This is a genomic window from Microbulbifer hainanensis (assembly GCF_014904735.1).
In the GTDB taxonomy this organism is placed as follows: domain Bacteria; phylum Pseudomonadota; class Gammaproteobacteria; order Pseudomonadales; family Cellvibrionaceae; genus Microbulbifer; species Microbulbifer hainanensis.
This window is the reverse complement of sequence record NZ_JACZCR010000035.1, coordinates 22,749-41,228: the sequence shown is the minus strand read 5'-3', so window position 1 is coordinate 41,228 and position 18,480 is coordinate 22,749. Positions and strand designations below refer to the sequence as shown.

Here is an 18,480-nt window from a genome sequence, read left to right as displayed (position 1 = left end):
GGCGCCGGTGTCGGGAGCCATTTGTTCAACAGCCTCCTCGGCAATCGTTTCACAAATGGCTCCCGGCATCGGCGCCTTCGCATCTGGTCTCAGGTTTCCTGCCGCCCGCGGTTAGGCCTTGGCGATAATGTCCGCCTCGCGCTCCGCCTTCGCCGCGGCCTTGTCACGGATCAGGCGTTCCAGGTCGTCGACCAGGTTGTCGTTTTTCAATTTGGTATGGGGCTGGCCGTCTACATAAATCGCATGACTGGGCGTACCGCCGGCGAGGCCGAGGTCGGCCTCCTTGGCTTCGCCCGGGCCATTTACGATACAGCCGATCACGGCCACGTCCAGCGGCGTGGTGATGTCTTCCAGGCGTGTTTCCAGTTCGTTCATGGTTTTGACCACATCGAAATTCTGGCGCGAGCAGCTGGGGCAGGCGATAAAGTTGATGCCCTTGGTACGCAGACGCAGGCTCTTGAGCAGATCCCAGCCCACTTTGACTTCTTCCACCGGATCGGCCGCCAGGGACACGCGCAGCGTATCGCCGATGCCGTCGAGCAGCAGCGCGCCGAGGCCAATGGCGGACTTGACCGTACCCGCGCGCAGGCCGCCGGCTTCGGTAATCCCCAGGTGCAGGGGCTGTTCAATCTGTTGCGCCAGTTTGCGATAGGCCGCGGTGGCCATAAAGATATCGGAGGCCTTGACGCTCACTTTGAAGTTCTGGAAATCCAGGCTGTCGAGAATCTCCACATGGCGCAGGGCCGACTCCACCAGGGCATCCGGCGTGGGTTCGCCGTATTTCTTCTGCAGGTCTTTTTCCAGCGAACCGGCGTTGACGCCGATACGGATCGGGATATTCAGGTCGCGGGCCTTGTCCACCACCGCGCGGATACGGTGTTCCCGGCCGATATTGCCCGGATTGATGCGCAGGCAATCCACGCCCAGGTCAGCGACGCGCAGGGCGATGCGGTAATCGAAATGGATATCCGCCACCAGCGGCACTTCCACCTGCTGGCGGATCTGGCCGAAGGCCTCGGCGGCGTCCAGGCTCGGCACGGACACGCGCACGATATCGGCCCCCGCCTGCTGCAGGCGCTGGATCTGGCCGACCGTGGCGGCCACGTCACAGGTGTCGGTATTGGTCATGCTCTGCACCGAAATCGGCGCACCTCCACCGACGGGCACATTGCCCACCATGATCTGGCGCGACTGACGGCGAACAATCGGTGACTCAAATTGCATAGGCTGACCTGGCAGTTTTGCAGACTGAAAAATCGAGGGGAGATTATAGAGCCTGCCGGCTCTAAATTCGATGGTCGCGACGGCAGCCGAGGCCCTGTGGACACTGCGACCCGCCGGACTGACCGGACACGGAGCCCGATGAACGGAATAGTGAAGCGGGGGCCGGGCCAGTCACGCGGCAATCGCCATCGGGACAGGCACGCGACCCCTGTGCAGATTACTCGCCGACCGTGAGCCTGCGGGTACGACGGCTGCCGATGGGCGCGCTGTCGACCAACTCACCGCGGAAGCTCACCTGAGTCCCGACAGCATTGCCCAGCATCACGCTGAACGGTGCCTGGCCTTCGAGGGTCACCTCTGCGCCCGCCGGCTGCAACTTGGCCATCAGCAGCTTACCGGAAGCATCCTTGACTTCGACCCAGGATTCCTCAGTAAAGCTAAGCTCCAGCTTTTCCGGTGCTGCGGCCGGCTGTGCTGGCTCTACCTCGGGCTCAGCGACTGCGGACTCATTCGCCGCAGTTTCAGCAGCCGATGCCTCGACAGCAGTCGGCTTTGCCGCTTCCACGGGTTCCGCTACAGCGGCGTCCGCATCGGGACTGTCCATCGCGACATTAGCAGGCTCAACGGGTTTCGCATCCGGCGCGGTTGACGCTTCCCCGGCCTCTGCTCCGGTTTCAATCACCGCCGATTCCACCGGTGCCTCGTCAACGGATTCGATGTCGGACGGCACCGCTGCAGCCATCCCGGACTCGCTGTCCGCAGTTGCAGCTGCAGTGAGATCTGCTTTTTCGTCCGCTGCCGCAGCGGATACCGCCGGTGCGGCCACCGCATTATCGGCAGTAAACGAGGGCGGGGTCAGGTTGCGACCGTTCATCCACCAGAAAACACCGGCCACGATCAGCAGTGGCAACAGCGCCAACCCCTTGAAGCTGCGACGACGTCCCTCGTCCACTACGGCTGTGCGGCTCACATGCGCGAGGATTGCCTGACTCTCCTCTTCCGCTGCCGCATAGCCGGAGTAGGCCTGCAATACCGGCCCCTCGTCGATCTTCAGTTCCTTGCAGATATTGCGGATATAGCCGCGCACATACAGGGCACTCGGCAGCAGGTCGTATTCATCCCGCTCCAGCAGCTCCAGCTTGTTGCCGGTCATGCACAGGCGGCGCGACAACTCCTGGAGACTGAGGCCCGCTTCTTCGCGGGCGCGCCGCAGCAGGCTGCCTGGGGTGTTGTCGTCGTCGGGCGCACCGCTCTGCGACGCCCGGGATTCACTGATCTCCGAAACGTTATCCGTCATTGTCCATCATCTTTTGGTATTTCAGCGTCTCCGCCGAGTAGGGATAGAGGTTTTTCAGCGCAAGGGCATAACTGCGTTCCTTGTCCCGATTGCCAAAGATTTTTTCGATCCGGATTCCCAACCACAGGGACTGGGGCACCTGTCGATGATCAGCACTGTATCTGTCCAGGTAGTGCTTGGCCTCCGCATAAGCGCCGGCATTAAACTTGAGTTCCGCCAGCTCCAGCAGTGCCTGGGGCATATCCTTGTCCAGCGCCAGGGCGCGGGTATAGGCGGCCTCGGCCTCTTCTGTCATGCCCAGCTTGAGGGCACAGCGGCCGTAATTGGCCAGCGCGAAAGAGCGGCGATTGTAGGTCAGGTCTTCCGAGGCGGTCTTGAACTGTTCAAGCGCCTCCTTGTAGCGCTCCTGCTGGTACAGGAAAACACCGTAGTTGGTGCGCGCCATGGAGAAATTCTTGTCGTAGCGCAGGGCTTTCTTGAAATGCTCCTCGGCTGCGGCCGTTTCGCCGTCCGCCTGATAGAGCAGCGCCAGGCCGTGGTGCGCCTGCGGATTGCGCTTGCCCAGCTTGAGCGCCTCGTTGAAGTGGAAGCGGGCCGCCTCGCGGTTATCGCCACTCTGCAGGTAGCGCAGCCCGAGCTGAACGTGGGTCTGCACGGCCTTGTCCAGGTCGACCTTTTGCGGCGCCAGACCACCGGTGGTCACACAGCCGCTCAGCGCTGCGGTGAGAATCAGTCCGGCGAAGGACAGGGATAGAAATCTGGTCAGCACGACATCACCATCTGTTTTTATTCATTGAGCCGCAGCGATGCGCGCTTTTTAATCAGCCGACAATACGCACTGGTCGCTCCGCGTTGCGATAGCGCTCAGAGCGGCGCGTGCGATCGTTGACGCTGCCGGCCAGCTGGCCACAGGCCGCGGCGATATCATCTCCGCGTGTGGTCCGCACCGTTACGGTAAAGCCTTTATCCAACAAAATCTGTTGAAAACGTCGCAAAGCGTTGTTGCTCACCCGCTGGTAATCCGATAACTCGAACGGATTGAAGGGTATCAGATTTATCTTGACCGGCACATCGCGCAGCAGTTCCGCCAGCTGTTCGGCGTGTTCGGGGCGGTCATTGACCTCCCGCATCATGGTGTACTCGATAGTCATTTTGCGGTGCGTGTCCGGCATGCGCTCGATATAGCGCTTGGCGGAGTCCAGCAGCATCGCTATCGGATACTTTTTATTGATCGGCACCAGTTCGTTGCGCAGCGCGTCGTTGGGCGCATGCAGGGAGATGGCCAGACTCACGTCGGTGACATCCGCCAGGCGGTCCAGCGCGGGTACAACTCCAGAGGTAGACAGGGTCACGCGGCGCTTGGAGATGCCGTAGGCATTGTCTTCCATCATCAGGTTCATGGCATCGACGACATTGTCGAAGTTGAGCAGGGGCTCACCCATGCCCATCATGACGACGTTGGTCACCTTGCGCGGGCCTTTCGGCTGCAGTTGACCGAAGGATTTACAGGCGATCCACACCTGGCCGATGATCTCGGCCGCGGTCAGGTCGCGGTTGAATCCCTGCTTACCGGTTGCGCAGAAGCTGCAATCCAGCGAGCAGCCCACCTGTGAGGAAACACACAGGGTACCGCGGTCCCCGTCGGGGATGTAGACAGTCTCGATGGCACTGCCACCCTCGACCTTGATCAGCCATTTGCGGGTGCCATCGGCGGAATCCCACTGCTCAAGCACTTCCGGCGGGCGAATTTCGGCAACGTCGGCCAGCTTCTCGCGCAGCGCCTTGCTGACATTGGTCATCTGCGCAAAGTCATCGACACCGTTCTGGTGAATCCACTTCAGCACCTGCACGGCGCGAAAGCGCTTTTCGCCCAGCGACTCGAAGAAGGCCGCCAGCTTGTCGACGGACAGGCCGAGAAGGTTGGTTTTTGCGGATTCTGAAGTGCTCATGGATAAAGGTGCCTCTAGGCTAGCTCGGCGGCAGCCCTGCTACCGGCTACGGGTTACGGGACCGCCGTATATCCATCCCTGGAGGCTTGTCCGCGAGATCCCTCTCGCAGACAGTCCCTACACCCAAAGCCGGTAGCAGGGCTTAAGCTGCAGGCTCAGGTGTTTTAGACACCGGCTGCCTGAGCAAAATTACGTAAAATCAGCCGCGCGGGCAGATTTCGTCGTCGGCGAAGAAGTAGCTCACTTCGCGCGCGGCAGACTCAGTGGAGTCGGAACCGTGTACCGCGTTGGCGTCGATGCTCTGGGCAAAGTCGGCGCGGATGGTGCCGGCAGCAGCTTCCTGCGGGTTGGTGGCACCCATCAGGTCGCGGTTGGCCAGAACAGCGTTTTCGCCTTCCAGAACCTGTACAACCACCGGGCCGGAGGTCATGAAGTCCACCAGGTCCTTGAAGAAAGGACGCTCTTTGTGCTCGGCGTAGAAGCCCTCGGCCTTTTCGCGGGACAGCTGCAGCATTTTCATGGCAACGATACGCAGACCGGCCTTTTCAAAGCGGCTCTCAATTTCGCCGATCACATTCTTGGCTACCGCGTCCGGTTTGATGATGGACAGAGTGCGTTCCAGGGCCATGTTTTTCTCCAATTTTACTGATTACTGGGATATTCGTGATTTAGATATGGAAAGAGCAACCCAAAAGTTGCTCTTCCTAGAATTCGTTCCGCTCAATAAATGAACAGCACCTATCGAGGCGGGCGGATTATACGCGTTAGCGCATGAACTTTGTACTATTTCTAAGAGATCGACTGATTATTCAGCCTCTTCGATCCACGCTGCCTGGATCGCCTCGAGGATCTTCTCGCCGCAGCGGTTGGGATCGTCGTCAAAACCCGGCAATTCCATCACCCAGTTGCGCAGATCGACGAAATTGACCTGCAACGGATCCACGTCCGGGTGAGTATCCACCAGTTCGATCGCGATATCGTTGATATCCGTCCATTTCATGACTTATAGCTCCCTTTGGGTCAGGGCCTGACTAACGCGTCAGTGCTTCTCCGAAACCTGGTTGATGGTGTATTTGGGAATCTCCACCACCAGGTCCTCGTCGTCGACAATCGCCTGGCAGGACAGGCGTGAATCCGGCTCCAGCCCCCAGGCCTTGTCCAGCAGATCCTCTTCCAGCTCATCCGGCTCGCCGAGCGAGTCGAACCCTTCGCGCACGATGACATGGCAGGTGGTGCAGGCGCAGGACTTCTCGCAGGCGTGTTCGATTTCGATGCCGTGTTCCAGCGCCGCATCGCAGATACTGACACCGGACTCCACTTCCACGACCTTGCCCTCGGGGCAGATTTCGGCGTGCGGCAAGAATACGATTTTTGGCATGGGTTGCTAGCTCTCTGTGTGCTCTATTCGGGACCGGGCCGCTGCCCGCCCCCGCTACGATGGCCGCCGACTGCGGCGGCTCCGCTGTTTATTGATCAAATTCATCCAGACTGTGGCCCTGCATGGCGCGCCTGATGGATGCATCCATACGGCGCGCTGCGAAGGGCTCGGACAGTGTGTTGAGCGCCTCGATGCGCCTGTGGATCTCATCCGCGTCGCCGCCATTGTGTGCCAGGCGCAGGGCTTCCATGGCCCGCTCGAGCCCGTCCAGCTCATTCTCCTGCAGCAATTCGGCGCCATTTTCGCGCAGGGCGACCAGCAGGCTTTCCAGTACCCGCTCCGCCTCTACCTGGGCCTCGCGCAGGGCCCGCGCGGCAACATCCTCTTCGGCGTGCGCGTAGGACTCCTGCAACATGCGGGCGATATCCGCGTCTTCCAGGCCGTAGGACGGCTTGACGGTAATATCGGCGCTGACACCGCTGCTCTTCTCCATCGCGGTCACCGACAGCAGGCCGTCGGCGTCCACCTGGAAGGTCACGCGGATATGCGCGGCGCCGGCCACCATCGGCGGTATGCCGCGCAGCTCGAAGCGCGCCAGCGAGCGGCAGTCCTTGACCAGCTCCCGCTCACCCTGCACCACGTGAATGGCCATGGCGGTCTGGCCATCCTTGAAAGTGGTGAACTCCTGCGCCTTGGCCACGGGAATCGTGGTATTGCGCGGAATCAGTTTCTCGGTGAGCCCGCCCATGGTCTCGATCCCAAGGGACAGCGGAATCACGTCGAGCAACAGCAGGTCCTCGCGGGACTTGTTGCCCACCAGTACGTCCGCCTGCAGCGCCGCACCGATGGCGACCACCTGATCGGGATCGATGTCGGCGTGGGGAACGCGACCGAAGTAGTCTTCAACACGCTCGCGGACACGCAGTGTGCGGGTCGAACCGCCCACCAGCACCACTTCCCCGATCTCATCCGCGCTCAGGTCTGCGTCGCGCAGGGCGCGTTTGCAGGCGCGCAGGGTCTTGTCGATCAGCGGGTCGAGCAGCGCCGCCATGCCCGCGCGATCCAGCTGGTCGCGCCAGTCGCCGTACTCCAGCGCGACACTCTCCTCCGCCGCCAGGGCCTCCTTGGCCGCACAGGCGCGGTCCAGCAGGGCGCGCTGGGTGGAGACATCGAGATCGGTACCCAGCCCCGCCTGTTCGGCAATCCAGCTGGCAATCGCGCGATCGAAATCGTCGCCGCCCAGCGCCGTGTCACCGCCGGTGGACAGTACTTCAAACACGCCGCGGGACAGCCGCAGAATGGAAATATCAAAGGTGCCGCCACCGAGGTCGTAAACTGCGATCAGCCCTTCTTCCTGCTGATCCAGGCCATAGGCCACCGCGGCCGCAGTCGGCTCGTTCAGCAGACGCAACACCTTCAGGCCCGCCAGCCTGGCGGCATCCTTGGTGGCCTGGCGCTGGGCGTCATCGAAATAGGCCGGCACAGTAATGACCGCGCCGTCCAGGTCACCGCCGAGTGCTTCGGCACCGCGCTGCGCCAATACCTTGAGGATTTCCGCGGAGACCTGCACCGGATTTACCGGGCCCGCGGCGGTTTCGATCGCCGGCATACCGCCGCTGTCGGCGGCAAATTTGTATGGCAGCTGCTCTCCGAAGCTCCGCACATCGGCGATGCCCCGGCCCATCAGGCGCTTGATCGACAGCAGCGTGTTGTAGGGGTCTTTCCCGGCACGATTGCGCGCTGCCGCACCCACAGTGATATCGCTCTCGCCGTAGTGCACCGCGGATGGCAGGATCACCTCGCCATCACTGTCGGCAATGGCCTCCGCCGAGCCGCTGCGCACCGTGGCGACCAGCGAGTTGGTGGTGCCCAGATCGATGCCCACAGCGCGCTTGCGCTGGTGGGGTTCGGGGCTTTGGCCGGGTTCGGAAATCTGCAGTAATGCCATTAATTAACTCATCTATGTCATAGGTGACGTTAATGGCGGCGCGCGGACGCGCCGCCGCTGGCCCCAGGCCAGCGCGAGCCCGCAAAATACGAGCAACTTCGCACAGTTGCGCAAGTGATTTTGCGGGCGACCGATCTAAAGGTCAGGATGGCCTGTAGATCGGCTTAATAGTCGCCCAAAAGGTCTTCTTCCAGTTCTTCCACCTGCCGCTGCAGCTTGCTCAGGAACTGCAGCTTGAGCAGGGAGTCCTTGCCCGCGTCGAGATTCCCCGCGGCAAAGACGTCGGCGAAGTTTCGCTGTTCAGTGGCAAAGAGCCCGCGAACCTCTTCGCCCAGTTCGTCGATTGCGGCGGCCGGATCGGACTCGTCGCGCACCTCTTCGAGTCGCTCGCGCAACATCATCTGCTGCATCAGGAATTCAGCGTCGGAGGTGGTCTGCTCCGGACTGACTTCAACACCGGCGAGCTTTAGCAGGTAGGCGGCGCGCAGCACCGGATCGCGCAGTGTGGTGTGCGCCTCGTTGATCTGCGCGGCGTACTGCATCGCCAGCAACTGCTCGCGGTCGGAGCGCGCGGCGTACTTGTCCGGGTGAAATTCGCGCTGCAGCTTGCGGTAGCGCTCGGCCAGCGCCGCGCGGTCGATATGGAAAGCGGGCTGCAGGCCGAACATTTCGAAATAGGTCTGGTGCAGTGACATGGCTCCACTCGCTTTATTGGGCGAACTCGCTCCAGCCAATATTAAAAAGGCCGGCGTGCGCGACGCACCCGGCCTCTGGGCGGCAAGGCAAAAGTCACACGTGGAAACTTTCGCCGCAGCCGCACTCGTTCTTCACATTCGGGTTGGAGAAGGCAAAGCCCTCGTTCAAACCCTCTTTGACGAAATCCAGTTCTGTTCCGTCCAGGTACACCAGACTCTTGGGATCCACTACCAGCAGGACGTCCCCCTGCTCGAACACCTGGTCTTCGGGCTCTGCGCTATCGACGAACTCGAGCACATAGGCCATGCCCGAACAGCCGGCAGTGCGGATACCGACACGAATTCCGATGCCGCTGCCGCGCTTCTCGAGCTGGCGCTTGACGTGGGCCCGCGCCGCTTCTGTCATGGTAATTGCCATTGCGGTTGCCTCTACTTCCTTCCGCCGGGCTTAGCTGGCCGCTTCTTCCTGGGCTTCACCGGCGCCGCCGGAAACCAGGCCGCGCTTCGCGCGGATGTCTTTCACCGCAGCCTTGATGGCGTCTTCGGCCAGTACCGAACAGTGAATTTTCACCGGCGGCAACGCCAACTCTTCAGCGATGGCGGTGTTCTTGATCTGCTCCGCCTCGTCGATGCTCTTGCCTTTCACCCACTCGGTGAGCAGGGAGCTGGAAGCGATCGCGGAGCCGCAGCCGTAGGTCTTGAACTTGGCGTCTTCAATCACGCCGTTCTCGTTCACCTGGATCTGCAGGCGCATCACATCGCCACAGGCCGGCGCGCCGACCATGCCGGTACCGACATTGTCGGACTTGTCGTCGAGGCGACCGACGTTGCGGGGATGTTCGTAGTGGTCGATTACTTTATCGCTATAGGCCATGACTGATATCTCCTGAATCTTTTCGCGCGCGGGGCTTAGTGAGCCGCCCATTCAATGGTATTGAGATCGATGCCGTCTTTGTACATGTCCCACAGGGGCGACAGCTCGCGCAGTTTTTCCACCGCTTTGCGCACTTCCACAGCAGCGGTATCGACGTCGCTCTCGGTGGTAAAGCGACCGAAACTGAAACGCAGCGAGCTGTGCGCCAGCTCATCGTTGACACCCAGCGCACGCAGCACGTAGCTGGGTTCCAGGCTGGCCGAGGTACAGGCGGAACCGGAAGAAATCGCCAGGTCCCTCAGGGACATGATCAGGCTCTCGCCCTCGACAAACGCAAAGCTCACGTTCAGGTTGCCGGGCACACGCTGCTCGACGGAACCGTTAATGTGCACCTCTTCCATGTCCTTGATCTGGTCCCAGAAGCGGTTGCGCAGTGCGATCAGTCGCTCGTTTTCCGCACCCATCTCTTCTTTGGCAATACGGAAGGCTTCGCCCATTCCCACAATCTGGTGGGTCGGCAGGGTGCCGGAGCGCATGCCGCGCTCGTGGCCGCCGCCGTGCATCTGTGCTTCCAGGCGCACGCGCGGTTTGCGGCGCACATACAGGGCACCGATGCCCTTGGGACCGTAGGCTTTGTGGGCGGAGAAGGACATCAGGTCCACTTTCATTTCCGCCAGGTCGATCGGCAGTTTGCCGGCGCTCTGCGCCGCGTCCACATGGAAGACCACTTTCTTCGCCCGACAGAGTTCGCCGATCGCGGCGATATCGTTGATCACGCCGATTTCATTGTTCACGTGCATCAGGCTGACGAGGATGGTGTCCTCGCGCAGCGCTTCCTCCACCTGCTCCGGGTAGACGATGCCGTCTTCACGGGGATTCAGGTAGGTGACTTCAAAGCCCTCGCGCTCCAGCTGTCGGCAGGTATCCAGTACCGCCTTATGCTCGATCTTTGAGGTAATGATGTGCTTGCCCTTGCTCTGGTAGAAATGAGCCGCGCCCTTGATCGCCAGGTTATCGGATTCAGTGGCGCCGCTGGTCCACACGATTTCGCGCGGATCGGCATTGACCAGTTCAGCAACGTGGCGACGCGCTTCCTCGACTGCCTCTTCGGCCTTCCAGCCGTAAAGGTGGGAGCGGGATGCCGGGTTGCCGAAATTGCCCTCCATGGTCATCTGCTCCGCCATTTTGCTGGCGACGCGCGGATCCACCGGGCAGGTAGCCGAATAATCCAGATAGATGGGAAGCTTCATACTTATTTCTCTCCGCGCACTAATACTGTCAACTCACGTGTGCATTCGATAGGTTCATTCGAGCGGTCGGCGCGCACCTTACTGCAAGCCGCCAATCACCGCCACTCTCTCTTCCGGCGTGTCGCGCCGGTTCTGGCGCCGCGCCACTTCCTGCACTTCGGCGCGCGCCACCAGATTGGCGAGGCTGATGCCGTTGAGGAAGTTGTGAATCTGCTCGCTGAGATCGGACCATAGATAGTGGGTCAGGCATTGCTCTCCACCGGCACAGTCAGCGTTGCCGCCACAGCTGGTGGCGTCCACGGACTCGTTGACCGCATCGACGATCTGGGCCACAAAAATTTCTTCGCCTGACCGCGCCAGGCGGTAGCCGCCGCCGGGGCCGCGCACGCTGGACACCAGGCCGGACTGCCGCAGCCGCGAGAACAACTGTTCCAGATAGGACAGGGAAATACCCTGGCGCTTGGAAATATCGGCCAGGCTGATCGGGCCGCAATCGGCATGTAATGCCAAGTCCAGCATTGCCGTGACCGCATAGCGGCCTTTGGTTGTCAAACGCATATCAGCTCCCGACTGATCTACAGCCCTTCTTCGATCGGGGCGCGAGTATGGAATAACCCACCAACTCAGTCAAGTATATAACCCGGTAGCTCAGTCAGGTATTGCGGCAAGAGGGAGAATGGAGCGGGCAACGACTGCCCTGCCCTCCATCAGTCTTTCGGGCGGCCCGTGCCCCCACTGCGGTGAATATAGTTCTGAATCGCCGTCAGCATCCCGCGCAGGATACCCAGCTCCATGTCGTCCGGGCGTACTCGACTAAACAGTCGGCGCAGGCGGGTCATGGTCTGACGGGGATTGTCGGGATCGATAAAACCGAGCTCGCCCAGGGCCATCTGCAGGTGCTCGTAATAGAGTTCCATATCGCTCGCCTTGGCGGGCGGGCGGTCCCAATCGGCGTAGCTGAGCTCGGCGCCCCGCTCCGCCTCCAGGGCCGCCATGCGCACCTCGTAGACCAGCACCTGCACCGCCGTGGCCAGGTTCAGGGAACTGTATTCGGGGTTCGCCGGTATATGTACGTGGAAATTGCAGGCCTGCAGCTCTTCATTGGTCAGGCCCCGGTCCTCGCGGCCGAATACCAGCGCCACCGGATGGGTGGACGCCTCAGCTACCGCCCGCGCGCCGCATTCCCGCGGCGTCAGCAGGGGCCAGGGGATACGTCGCTCGCGGGCGCTGGTCGCGACGACCAGGCCGCAGTCAGCCACCGCCTCTTCCAGCGTGTCCACCACGACCGCCCGGTCGAGCAGATCCGCGGCGCCGGCGGCGCGCCAGATCGCATTGGCGGCGGGAAACTCCCGCGGCGCCACCAGATAGAGCTGACTGAGCCCCATGTTTTTCAGCGCGCGCGCGGCACCGCCGATATTGCCGGGGTGAGCGCTGTTCACCAGCACCACGCGCACATTGTCGAGGGGAGAAGTTTGCAGAGGAGAGTTGGCCATACTGTGTAAACGGTTTGGGCTGCCGAGGGCGCGCGAGTGTAGCAAATATGAGCGAGAATCCCTACAATCGCGGCGTCCGGCTGGCCCGGATACGGAGAGCGCCCCGGAGCCTGTGGCCCGAGCCTGCGCCTCCCGCTTTTTAACCCTCTTATATCACTTGGTGCGGAATAGTTATGGAACCCATGCTGAATATTGCCCTGCGCGCGGCGCGCAAGGCCGGTGAACTGATTGAACGAGCCTGGGAGCGCGGCGACCTGTCCACTTTTGAGGAAAAAGGCCGCAACGATTTCGTCACCGAAGTGGATCGCGCCAGCGAGCAGGAGATCATCTACCACCTGCGCAAGGCCTACCCCAAACACAGCATCCGCGCCGAGGAAAGCGGCCTCCAGGAGGGCGCCGAGCCGGATTACGAGTGGATCATCGACCCGCTCGATGGCACCACCAACTTCATTCACAACATTCCGCACTTCGCGATTTCCATCGCCTGCCGCTACCGCGGCCGCATTGAACATGCGGTGGTACTGGATCCGATCAAGCGTGAAGAGTTCACCGCCAGCCGCGGCCGCGGTGCGGCCCTGAATGGTCGCCGCATCCGCGTATCGCCGCGGCAGAACATGCGCGGCGCGCTGATCGGCACCGGCATCCCCTTCAACGGTCCGGCCCTGGAGAACATCGATCCGTACCTGGCTGCACTGAAGGAAATCGCCGGCCAGACCGCCGGTATCCGCCGCCCGGGCGCGGCAGCTCTGGACCTTGCCTACGTGGCTGCTGGTCGCTTCGATGGATTCTGGGAGATGCACCTCAACACCTGGGATATCGCCGCAGGTGCACTGCTGGTGAAGGAAGCCGGCGGGCTGATCAGCGACTTCCGCGGCGGTGAAGACTACCTGGATTCAGGCAACCTGGTCTGCGCAACTCCCAAGGTGTTCAAACCTTTGCTGCAGATTGTCGGCCGCCATATGGGCGGCATTCGCTGAGCAGACGGCCCATCCGGGATCCGAGCGGGGGCCGCAGCCCCCGCGCATTCCCGCCCTCATTCATTGACGGCGGCCAACATCCTTTCTGGGGGCGCCCCGTCAGCTGACGGACCGTCACCGAGCAGCTGCTCCAGTGGCACCGGTCGGCCCACATGATAACCCTGAATCAGATCCACCCCGATGGTGCTGAGCCGCGCGGCCGTCGATGCATCTTCCACGTACTCGGCGATAGTGCGCGCACCCAGCCGGTGCGCCACCTGATGGATGGACTCCACGATAATCAGGTCGACAAAGTTGGACTCCACCTGACGCACGAAACTACCGTCGATCTTGATATAATCGATGGAGAAGGCTTTCAGGTAGTTAAACGAACTGAGACCGTTACCGAAATCATCGAGCGCCACCTTGCAGCCCATCTTGCGCAATGTAGCGACAAAATGGCTGGCGTTGTCCATCTGATTGACCATTGCGGTTTCGGTAATCTCAAAGCCGATATGCGCGAGCGGGATCGGTGTCTGCTCCAGAATCTGGATCAGGCGCGACTGAAACTCGCCATCGCCGAGCGCCTCGGCGGAAATATTCAGGGCGCAGCGTAGCCCCAGCGCCGCGATCTTCTCCGCGCGGCGCACCAGCACTTCGTCCATGACCCAGCGATCCACCTGCAACATCAGCCCGTAGCGCTCCGCGGCAGGAATGAATGCAGCGGGCAGCATCAGGTTGCCGAAATCATCCACCATGCGCACGAGGATTTCATAGTGGCTCACTGCCGCGGTATCACGGGTGCCGGCAATGGGTTGCGCGTACAGCGTCATTCGCCGCCCATCCAGCGCCTCGCGGATCGCCGAGGCCATGATGATTTCCCGGTGTTGTTCTGCCGCGGCGCTCTGCTCCATTTCGTAGATCATGACTGTGCCGCGACTCGCGTGCTTGGCCGAGTAGCAAGCGACGTCTGCCTGACTGAGCAGGTCCCCCAGGCGATTATTGAGACGGTTTATCTCCGTGATACCGACGCTCGCGCCGACATCGTAAACCCGCTCATTCCAGGGAAAGCGCAATGCCACGATCTGCCGGATCAGCTGCTCGCAGCGCAGCTTGGCCTGTTCTTTATCGCAATAGCGGAACAGCAGGCCAAACTCATCCCCACCAAGGCGCGCTACGCTATCGGAAGTCCGTAGCAATCCGCGCAAATACTTGCTGATTTTCTTCAACAGGGCATCGCCGGCCAGATGCCCGGCACTGTCGTTGATGACCTTGAAACGGTCCAGATCGATATAGGCGAGGGAGTGGCGGTCGTCCGTACCGCGGACACTGTCGATGGCTTTCAACAGCTCGCGCTTGAACGCATCGCGGTTCGGCAGGCCGGTAAGGTCGTCGTGGGACGCCTTGTAACTCAACTGGCGGATAAGCTGGCGGGACTCACTCACATCCTGGAATACCATCACCGCGCCGAGCAGCTCGCCACGATCGGACTTCAGTGGCGATGCGGAGTTTTTAATATCGTAAATCCGGCCATCTGCGTGGTGCAAAACACAGCCTTCGGCGCTGCTCACCGGCACACCCTCCCGCAGGCATTCCGCCACCGGTGTCTCTACCGCTTCACCATCGCGGCCCAGGGTGATATGCAGCACCCGGTCCACCGGCTGCCCATAAACCTGCTGTAGCGTAACCCCTGTCATCTGTTCGGCAACCGGATTCATGAAATTGATGCACTGGTCGGCATCTGTCGCAATCACCGCGTCGGCAATCGAAGAGAGGGTGACCTGAAGCCGCTCTTTGGCTTCCAGGAGGTTGGTCTCACTGCGTTTACGCCAGTCGATATCCTCGACCTGGGCAACCGAGTACAGCGGCTGTCCGCGTACATCGCGAGCCAGGCAGCAGGACAGGAACCCCCAGACAATTTTGCCGTCACGGCGGATATAGCGTTTTTCCAGATAGGGTGCCGCCCGGCCGCCGTGGACAAAGCCATCCCACAATGCGCGACTGCGGGCCTCATCTTCAGCATACGTAATCGAAAAGATATCGCGGCCAACCAGCTCGTACTCCGGGTACTGCAAAAATTCACAGAAGCTCCGGTTGGCCTGCAGGATTCGCCCCTCCAGAGACACCAGCAACATACCAATACGTGAATTCTCGACCGCGGCGCGAAAGCTGCTCTCCATCTCGACGATCCGCGCATTGCGATTGCGCTCGATATTGGTGTAGATCGCCATCGCATAGGCCGGCAGCGATGCCGCAAACAGTGTCAGCACCAGCTTGCCGTCATCCCCGCCGGTCTCCAGCGCCAGCACCGGGTTTTCGTGATCCTCGATCCCGACGTAGCGCAACGCCAGTGCCAAAATGGTACCGAAAATCACCAGCAGGGTTTGAAATAGTGGCAGCCTTGTCGCTACCCAGATCAACGGCAGGGAAATGAACACGAATGGCAGCAACGCCACTTCCAGCAGCAGGAACACCAGAGCCAGAGCGGCGGCCCCCACCAGCAGGAATCGCGCCAGCGCTCTGCGATCGAGAAACACCCGCAGCGATTCTGTGCGAACCAAAAGGGCCAACGGCAGCAGTACCAGAATTCCGATCGAGTCAGCCAGATACCAGTCGGGAAAAAAATCCAGATAGGGCAAGCCGGTGCGCACCGACGCCACAACAGAGCCAATGCCTGCGCTGGCGAGCGGTGGGAGTATCGCCGAGAAAAACGTAAAGCGACTCCAATGCTCGAGCCCGTCAAAATAGTTTTCTTTACTGCAGAAACGGCGCAACAAGGCCGCCGCCAGTGTCACTTCGGACAGGGAAATGAACGTATACAGCGCGGCTACGCTCAGCTCGAAACCGATGGCGGTTCCGGTCAGCGTACAAACGGTAAAGAAAACGGCCAGTAGAAACGGCCAGGTCCGCAGCGGGTGACGATACAGGAAGGCGATGGCGATGGTGTCGGCAAACCAAATAACCGCTGCATTGCCGCCGGGGCTCAGGAACTTTTTACAGATGACCACAAACACAGCGCTGAAAACTGCCAGCATAAATGCGGACAGCCAGAGACGCCGTGCAGACTTCCACCCGCCGGGACTTTGACCCGGAACCAAAACAGACATCCACTTCCTCGGTTTATTGGTATCGTTCCGTGAGTACTGCCTGAAGGAAACTAATATAAATGGTGTAAGTTGAAATTAACCCGGCCCATTGTAGACGAATTGGCCTCAGTAAAAAAAACTAATAAGTTCGCAAACTTAAATTATTTACCTTACCCGCTACCGCCCGCCTCAGCCGAGGACAGACACCCCTCCACCACACTGCACAATTGTACCAGGTCAAATGTCGCGGGCAGTGTCGCATCACATTCCTCACCGGCATACTCACCAATGGCGACGAAACAGACCGATGCCGTGCGGGGATCTGCCTTCAGAATGCGCGCCATATCCGCCACGGACATACCGGGCATCGATGGATCGAACAACACAATATCCGGCCCCTGGGTGCGCGCGGCGAAAATGGCTTCCACCGCATCGGACGCCACCAGGTGCAGCACCTGGCTGAAACCGCTCAGCATGGCCTTGACCCGATTAACTCCGGTAGGACGGTTTTCGATCTGCAAAATCCGGCAGGTGGGGAAATTGACCGATACCCGCGGCCGCGACGAAAGCTGCATCACTTCGACCGGGGCGTCGATCAGCGGGAATTCGATCCAGAAAATCGAACCCTGATCCTCGTGGCTATCGAAATCGATGCGTCCGCCCATGGCCTCGGTCAGCCGCTTGGCAATGGCCAGCCCCACGCCGGTGCCTTCGATCTGCCCCTTTTCGGCACCAAGGCGGTTAAACGGCTCGAAAACTTCTGCACGCTTTTCCTCGGGAATCCCGGTTCCGGTATCCAGGATACTGAGCCGCAGCCATCCCTCCGCCTGGGGAGCAAAGTTCATCACTACCCGGCCGTTCTCGCGGTTGTACTTCACGGCGTTGCCAGCGAGATTCAATACCACCTGCTTGAAACGCACTGGATCGGCGCAGATATAGGCGGACTCCCAGCCGAGCGGCTCAAAGATCAGGCTGACCCGGCGGGTTTCTGCCAGGGGTTCCAGCAGGCGCCGACAGTCCGCCACCAGCGCCGCTGGCTGCATCGGCTCCATCGATGGCGCCAGGCGGTTGCTGTCGATGCGCGCCAGCTCAAGAACGTCGCCGACCAGGTGCAGCAGGTGCTGCCCCGCGCGACGAATCTCACCCAGGCGCTGGCGCTGATCGGGATTGAGGCTGTGGTCCAGTTCCACCATCTGGCTGTAACCGAGGATCGCGTTCAGTGGCGTGCGCAGTTCGTGGCTGAGGCTGAACAGGAGGTCTGCGCGATTCGCATTCTCCTGGCGCAACTGCTGCAACTCGCGCTCGGCCCGCGCCAGCGACTCGCGGTTGCCGGTGATGTCCTGCACCACCCCAAGAACGCGCACGGCGACCCCCTCACTGTTGCGCTGTACCTGTCCGCGGCAGCGCACCCAGACGATACCGCCGTCCCGGTGCCAGAGGCGGAAATCCACATCCAGCGGCAGCTGTTCGCGCACGTGATCGAGCATGGCCTGCTCCGCCCGCGGATAGTCCTCCGGTAACATGCGTGTCTTCCAGTGGGACAAAGCGGTGCGCGCATCGGTATCTATCTGGTGGTTTTCATAGCCGAGGATGGCCCAGCAGGCGCGATCCAGCACTACTTCATCCGCGCGCAGATCCCATTCCCACAGCCCATCGCCGACACCGGCCAGCGCCTTCAGGGGACGCTCACCGGGCAGGTTGGACAGATAGCGTACCGACAGCGAATCCGTATAGTCGGCGCAGCCCCCGATCACGAACACTTCACCGTTGGCGGCATTCACCGCCCGCCCCCACAGACGCATCCAGTACAACTGGCCAGAGCCGTCGTAAGCGCGAAAAGTGGTGTCGACAATGCCACCCTGGGTGGAAATACGCTGGCGCAGGGCGCGCAGCTTTTCGCGGTCATCCGAATGCACCAGGATAAGCTGCTCGTCACTCCACAGACCGGCCAGCGCCCTTTCGGGATCGTCACCGAACAGGGACCAGACAGCGCCCTCAGCGCGCTGAAGCCCGCTCTGCGGGTGCCACTCCCATAAACCGCAATCCACGTCCAGCAGCAGGCGCTGCAGGTAATTGACCTGCTCCCGCAGCTGGGATTCGTCCATATTGGCCAGCTCCTCGTCGGTGACCGCGAGTTGCAGAGGAAATACGGAATCGTCAGTCGGGAGCTGTCTGGTCACGCGTGTCACATTTACGCCGGAGCATTTACCGGCTAGTGAAGCACTTATCCACCCCCGTGAAAAGGGCGCCGGATTCCCCCGACCGAAGCGACCGGGCAAAATCAGAATAAAAAAAGGCCCCGCATTGCGGGGCCTGAATCAGCGATGATG

At 61.0% G+C, this 18,480-nt stretch carries 17 protein-coding genes; 1 reads left to right on the top strand and 16 read right to left on the bottom strand.

Annotation, left to right across the window (positions count from 1 at the left end):
- Window positions 1-111: 111 nt before the first annotated feature.
- The 14 genes from ispG to trmJ form a co-directional block, all read right to left on the bottom strand.
- Complete coding sequence (ispG, locus tag IG168_RS14830; RefSeq protein WP_193165199.1) at window positions 112-1,224, bottom strand: flavodoxin-dependent (E)-4-hydroxy-3-methylbut-2-enyl-diphosphate synthase; 1,113 nt, start codon at window positions 1,222-1,224, stop codon at window positions 112-114.
- A gap of 217 nt (window positions 1,225-1,441) precedes the next feature.
- Window positions 1,442-2,521, bottom strand: coding sequence for a RodZ domain-containing protein (locus IG168_RS14825; RefSeq protein WP_193165198.1), 1,080 nt, complete (start codon window positions 2,519-2,521; stop codon window positions 1,442-1,444).
- Window positions 2,511-3,290 (bottom strand): type IV pilus biogenesis/stability protein PilW, encoded by a 780-nt coding sequence (pilW, locus tag IG168_RS14820; RefSeq protein WP_319024720.1) that lies wholly within the window; start codon window positions 3,288-3,290, stop codon window positions 2,511-2,513. Before pilW ends, IG168_RS14825 begins: the two co-directional genes overlap by 11 nt.
- A gap of 52 nt (window positions 3,291-3,342) precedes the next feature.
- On the bottom strand, window positions 3,343-4,470 hold the full coding sequence (gene rlmN, locus IG168_RS14815; RefSeq protein ID WP_193165197.1) for a 23S rRNA (adenine(2503)-C(2))-methyltransferase RlmN: 1,128 nt from the start codon (window positions 4,468-4,470) through the stop codon (window positions 3,343-3,345).
- 199 nt (window positions 4,471-4,669) lie between these two features.
- On the bottom strand, window positions 4,670-5,098 hold the full coding sequence (gene ndk, locus IG168_RS14810; RefSeq protein WP_193165196.1) for a nucleoside-diphosphate kinase: 429 nt from the start codon (window positions 5,096-5,098) through the stop codon (window positions 4,670-4,672).
- Between the two features lie 177 nt (window positions 5,099-5,275).
- Window positions 5,276-5,470 carry a Fe-S cluster assembly protein IscX gene (iscX, locus tag IG168_RS14805; RefSeq protein ID WP_193165195.1) on the bottom strand — a complete coding sequence of 65 codons (195 nt, stop codon included), beginning with the start codon at window positions 5,468-5,470 and terminating at the stop codon, window positions 5,276-5,278.
- Between the two features lie 39 nt (window positions 5,471-5,509).
- A complete protein-coding gene (gene fdx / locus IG168_RS14800; protein WP_193165194.1) occupies window positions 5,510-5,848 on the bottom strand; it encodes an ISC system 2Fe-2S type ferredoxin in 339 nt (112 codons plus the stop codon).
- A gap of 88 nt (window positions 5,849-5,936) precedes the next feature.
- Window positions 5,937-7,796 (bottom strand): Fe-S protein assembly chaperone HscA, encoded by a 1,860-nt coding sequence (hscA, locus tag IG168_RS14795; protein ID WP_193165193.1) that lies wholly within the window; start codon window positions 7,794-7,796, stop codon window positions 5,937-5,939.
- Between the two features lie 164 nt (window positions 7,797-7,960).
- The gene (hscB, locus tag IG168_RS14790; RefSeq protein ID WP_193165192.1) at window positions 7,961-8,491 is read right to left on the bottom strand and encodes a Fe-S protein assembly co-chaperone HscB; all 531 of its coding nucleotides are present in this window, start codon (window positions 8,489-8,491) and stop codon (window positions 7,961-7,963) included.
- Between the two features lie 94 nt (window positions 8,492-8,585).
- Complete coding sequence (gene iscA, locus IG168_RS14785) at window positions 8,586-8,909, bottom strand: iron-sulfur cluster assembly protein IscA (RefSeq protein ID WP_193165191.1); 324 nt, start codon at window positions 8,907-8,909, stop codon at window positions 8,586-8,588.
- Between the two features lie 30 nt (window positions 8,910-8,939).
- Complete coding sequence (iscU, locus tag IG168_RS14780) at window positions 8,940-9,365, bottom strand: Fe-S cluster assembly scaffold IscU (RefSeq protein WP_193165190.1); 426 nt, start codon at window positions 9,363-9,365, stop codon at window positions 8,940-8,942.
- 35 nt (window positions 9,366-9,400) lie between these two features.
- The gene (locus IG168_RS14775) at window positions 9,401-10,615 is read right to left on the bottom strand and encodes an IscS subfamily cysteine desulfurase (RefSeq protein WP_193165189.1); all 1,215 of its coding nucleotides are present in this window, start codon (window positions 10,613-10,615) and stop codon (window positions 9,401-9,403) included.
- Window positions 10,616-10,693: 78 nt separating this feature from the next.
- On the bottom strand, window positions 10,694-11,173 hold the full coding sequence (gene iscR / locus IG168_RS14770; RefSeq protein ID WP_193165188.1) for a Fe-S cluster assembly transcriptional regulator IscR: 480 nt from the start codon (window positions 11,171-11,173) through the stop codon (window positions 10,694-10,696).
- 149 nt (window positions 11,174-11,322) lie between these two features.
- Window positions 11,323-12,108, bottom strand: coding sequence for a tRNA (cytosine(32)/uridine(32)-2'-O)-methyltransferase TrmJ (trmJ, locus tag IG168_RS14765; protein WP_193165187.1), 786 nt, complete (start codon window positions 12,106-12,108; stop codon window positions 11,323-11,325).
- 173 nt (window positions 12,109-12,281) lie between these two features.
- On the opposite strand from trmJ, the gene IG168_RS14760 reads away from it, so the two are divergent.
- On the top strand, window positions 12,282-13,085 hold the full coding sequence (locus tag IG168_RS14760; protein ID WP_193165186.1) for an inositol monophosphatase family protein: 804 nt from the start codon (window positions 12,282-12,284) through the stop codon (window positions 13,083-13,085).
- A gap of 56 nt (window positions 13,086-13,141) precedes the next feature.
- Here the strand turns inward: IG168_RS14760 and IG168_RS14755 are convergent, their stop codons facing one another.
- Window positions 13,142-16,099, bottom strand: a complete 2,958-nt coding sequence (locus IG168_RS14755; protein ID WP_193165185.1) for an EAL domain-containing protein — start codon at window positions 16,097-16,099, stop codon at window positions 13,142-13,144.
- A gap of 221 nt (window positions 16,100-16,320) precedes the next feature.
- A complete protein-coding gene (locus IG168_RS14750; protein ID WP_319024719.1) occupies window positions 16,321-18,330 on the bottom strand; it encodes a PAS domain-containing hybrid sensor histidine kinase/response regulator in 2,010 nt (669 codons plus the stop codon).
- Between the last annotated feature and the right edge of the window lie 150 nt (window positions 18,331-18,480).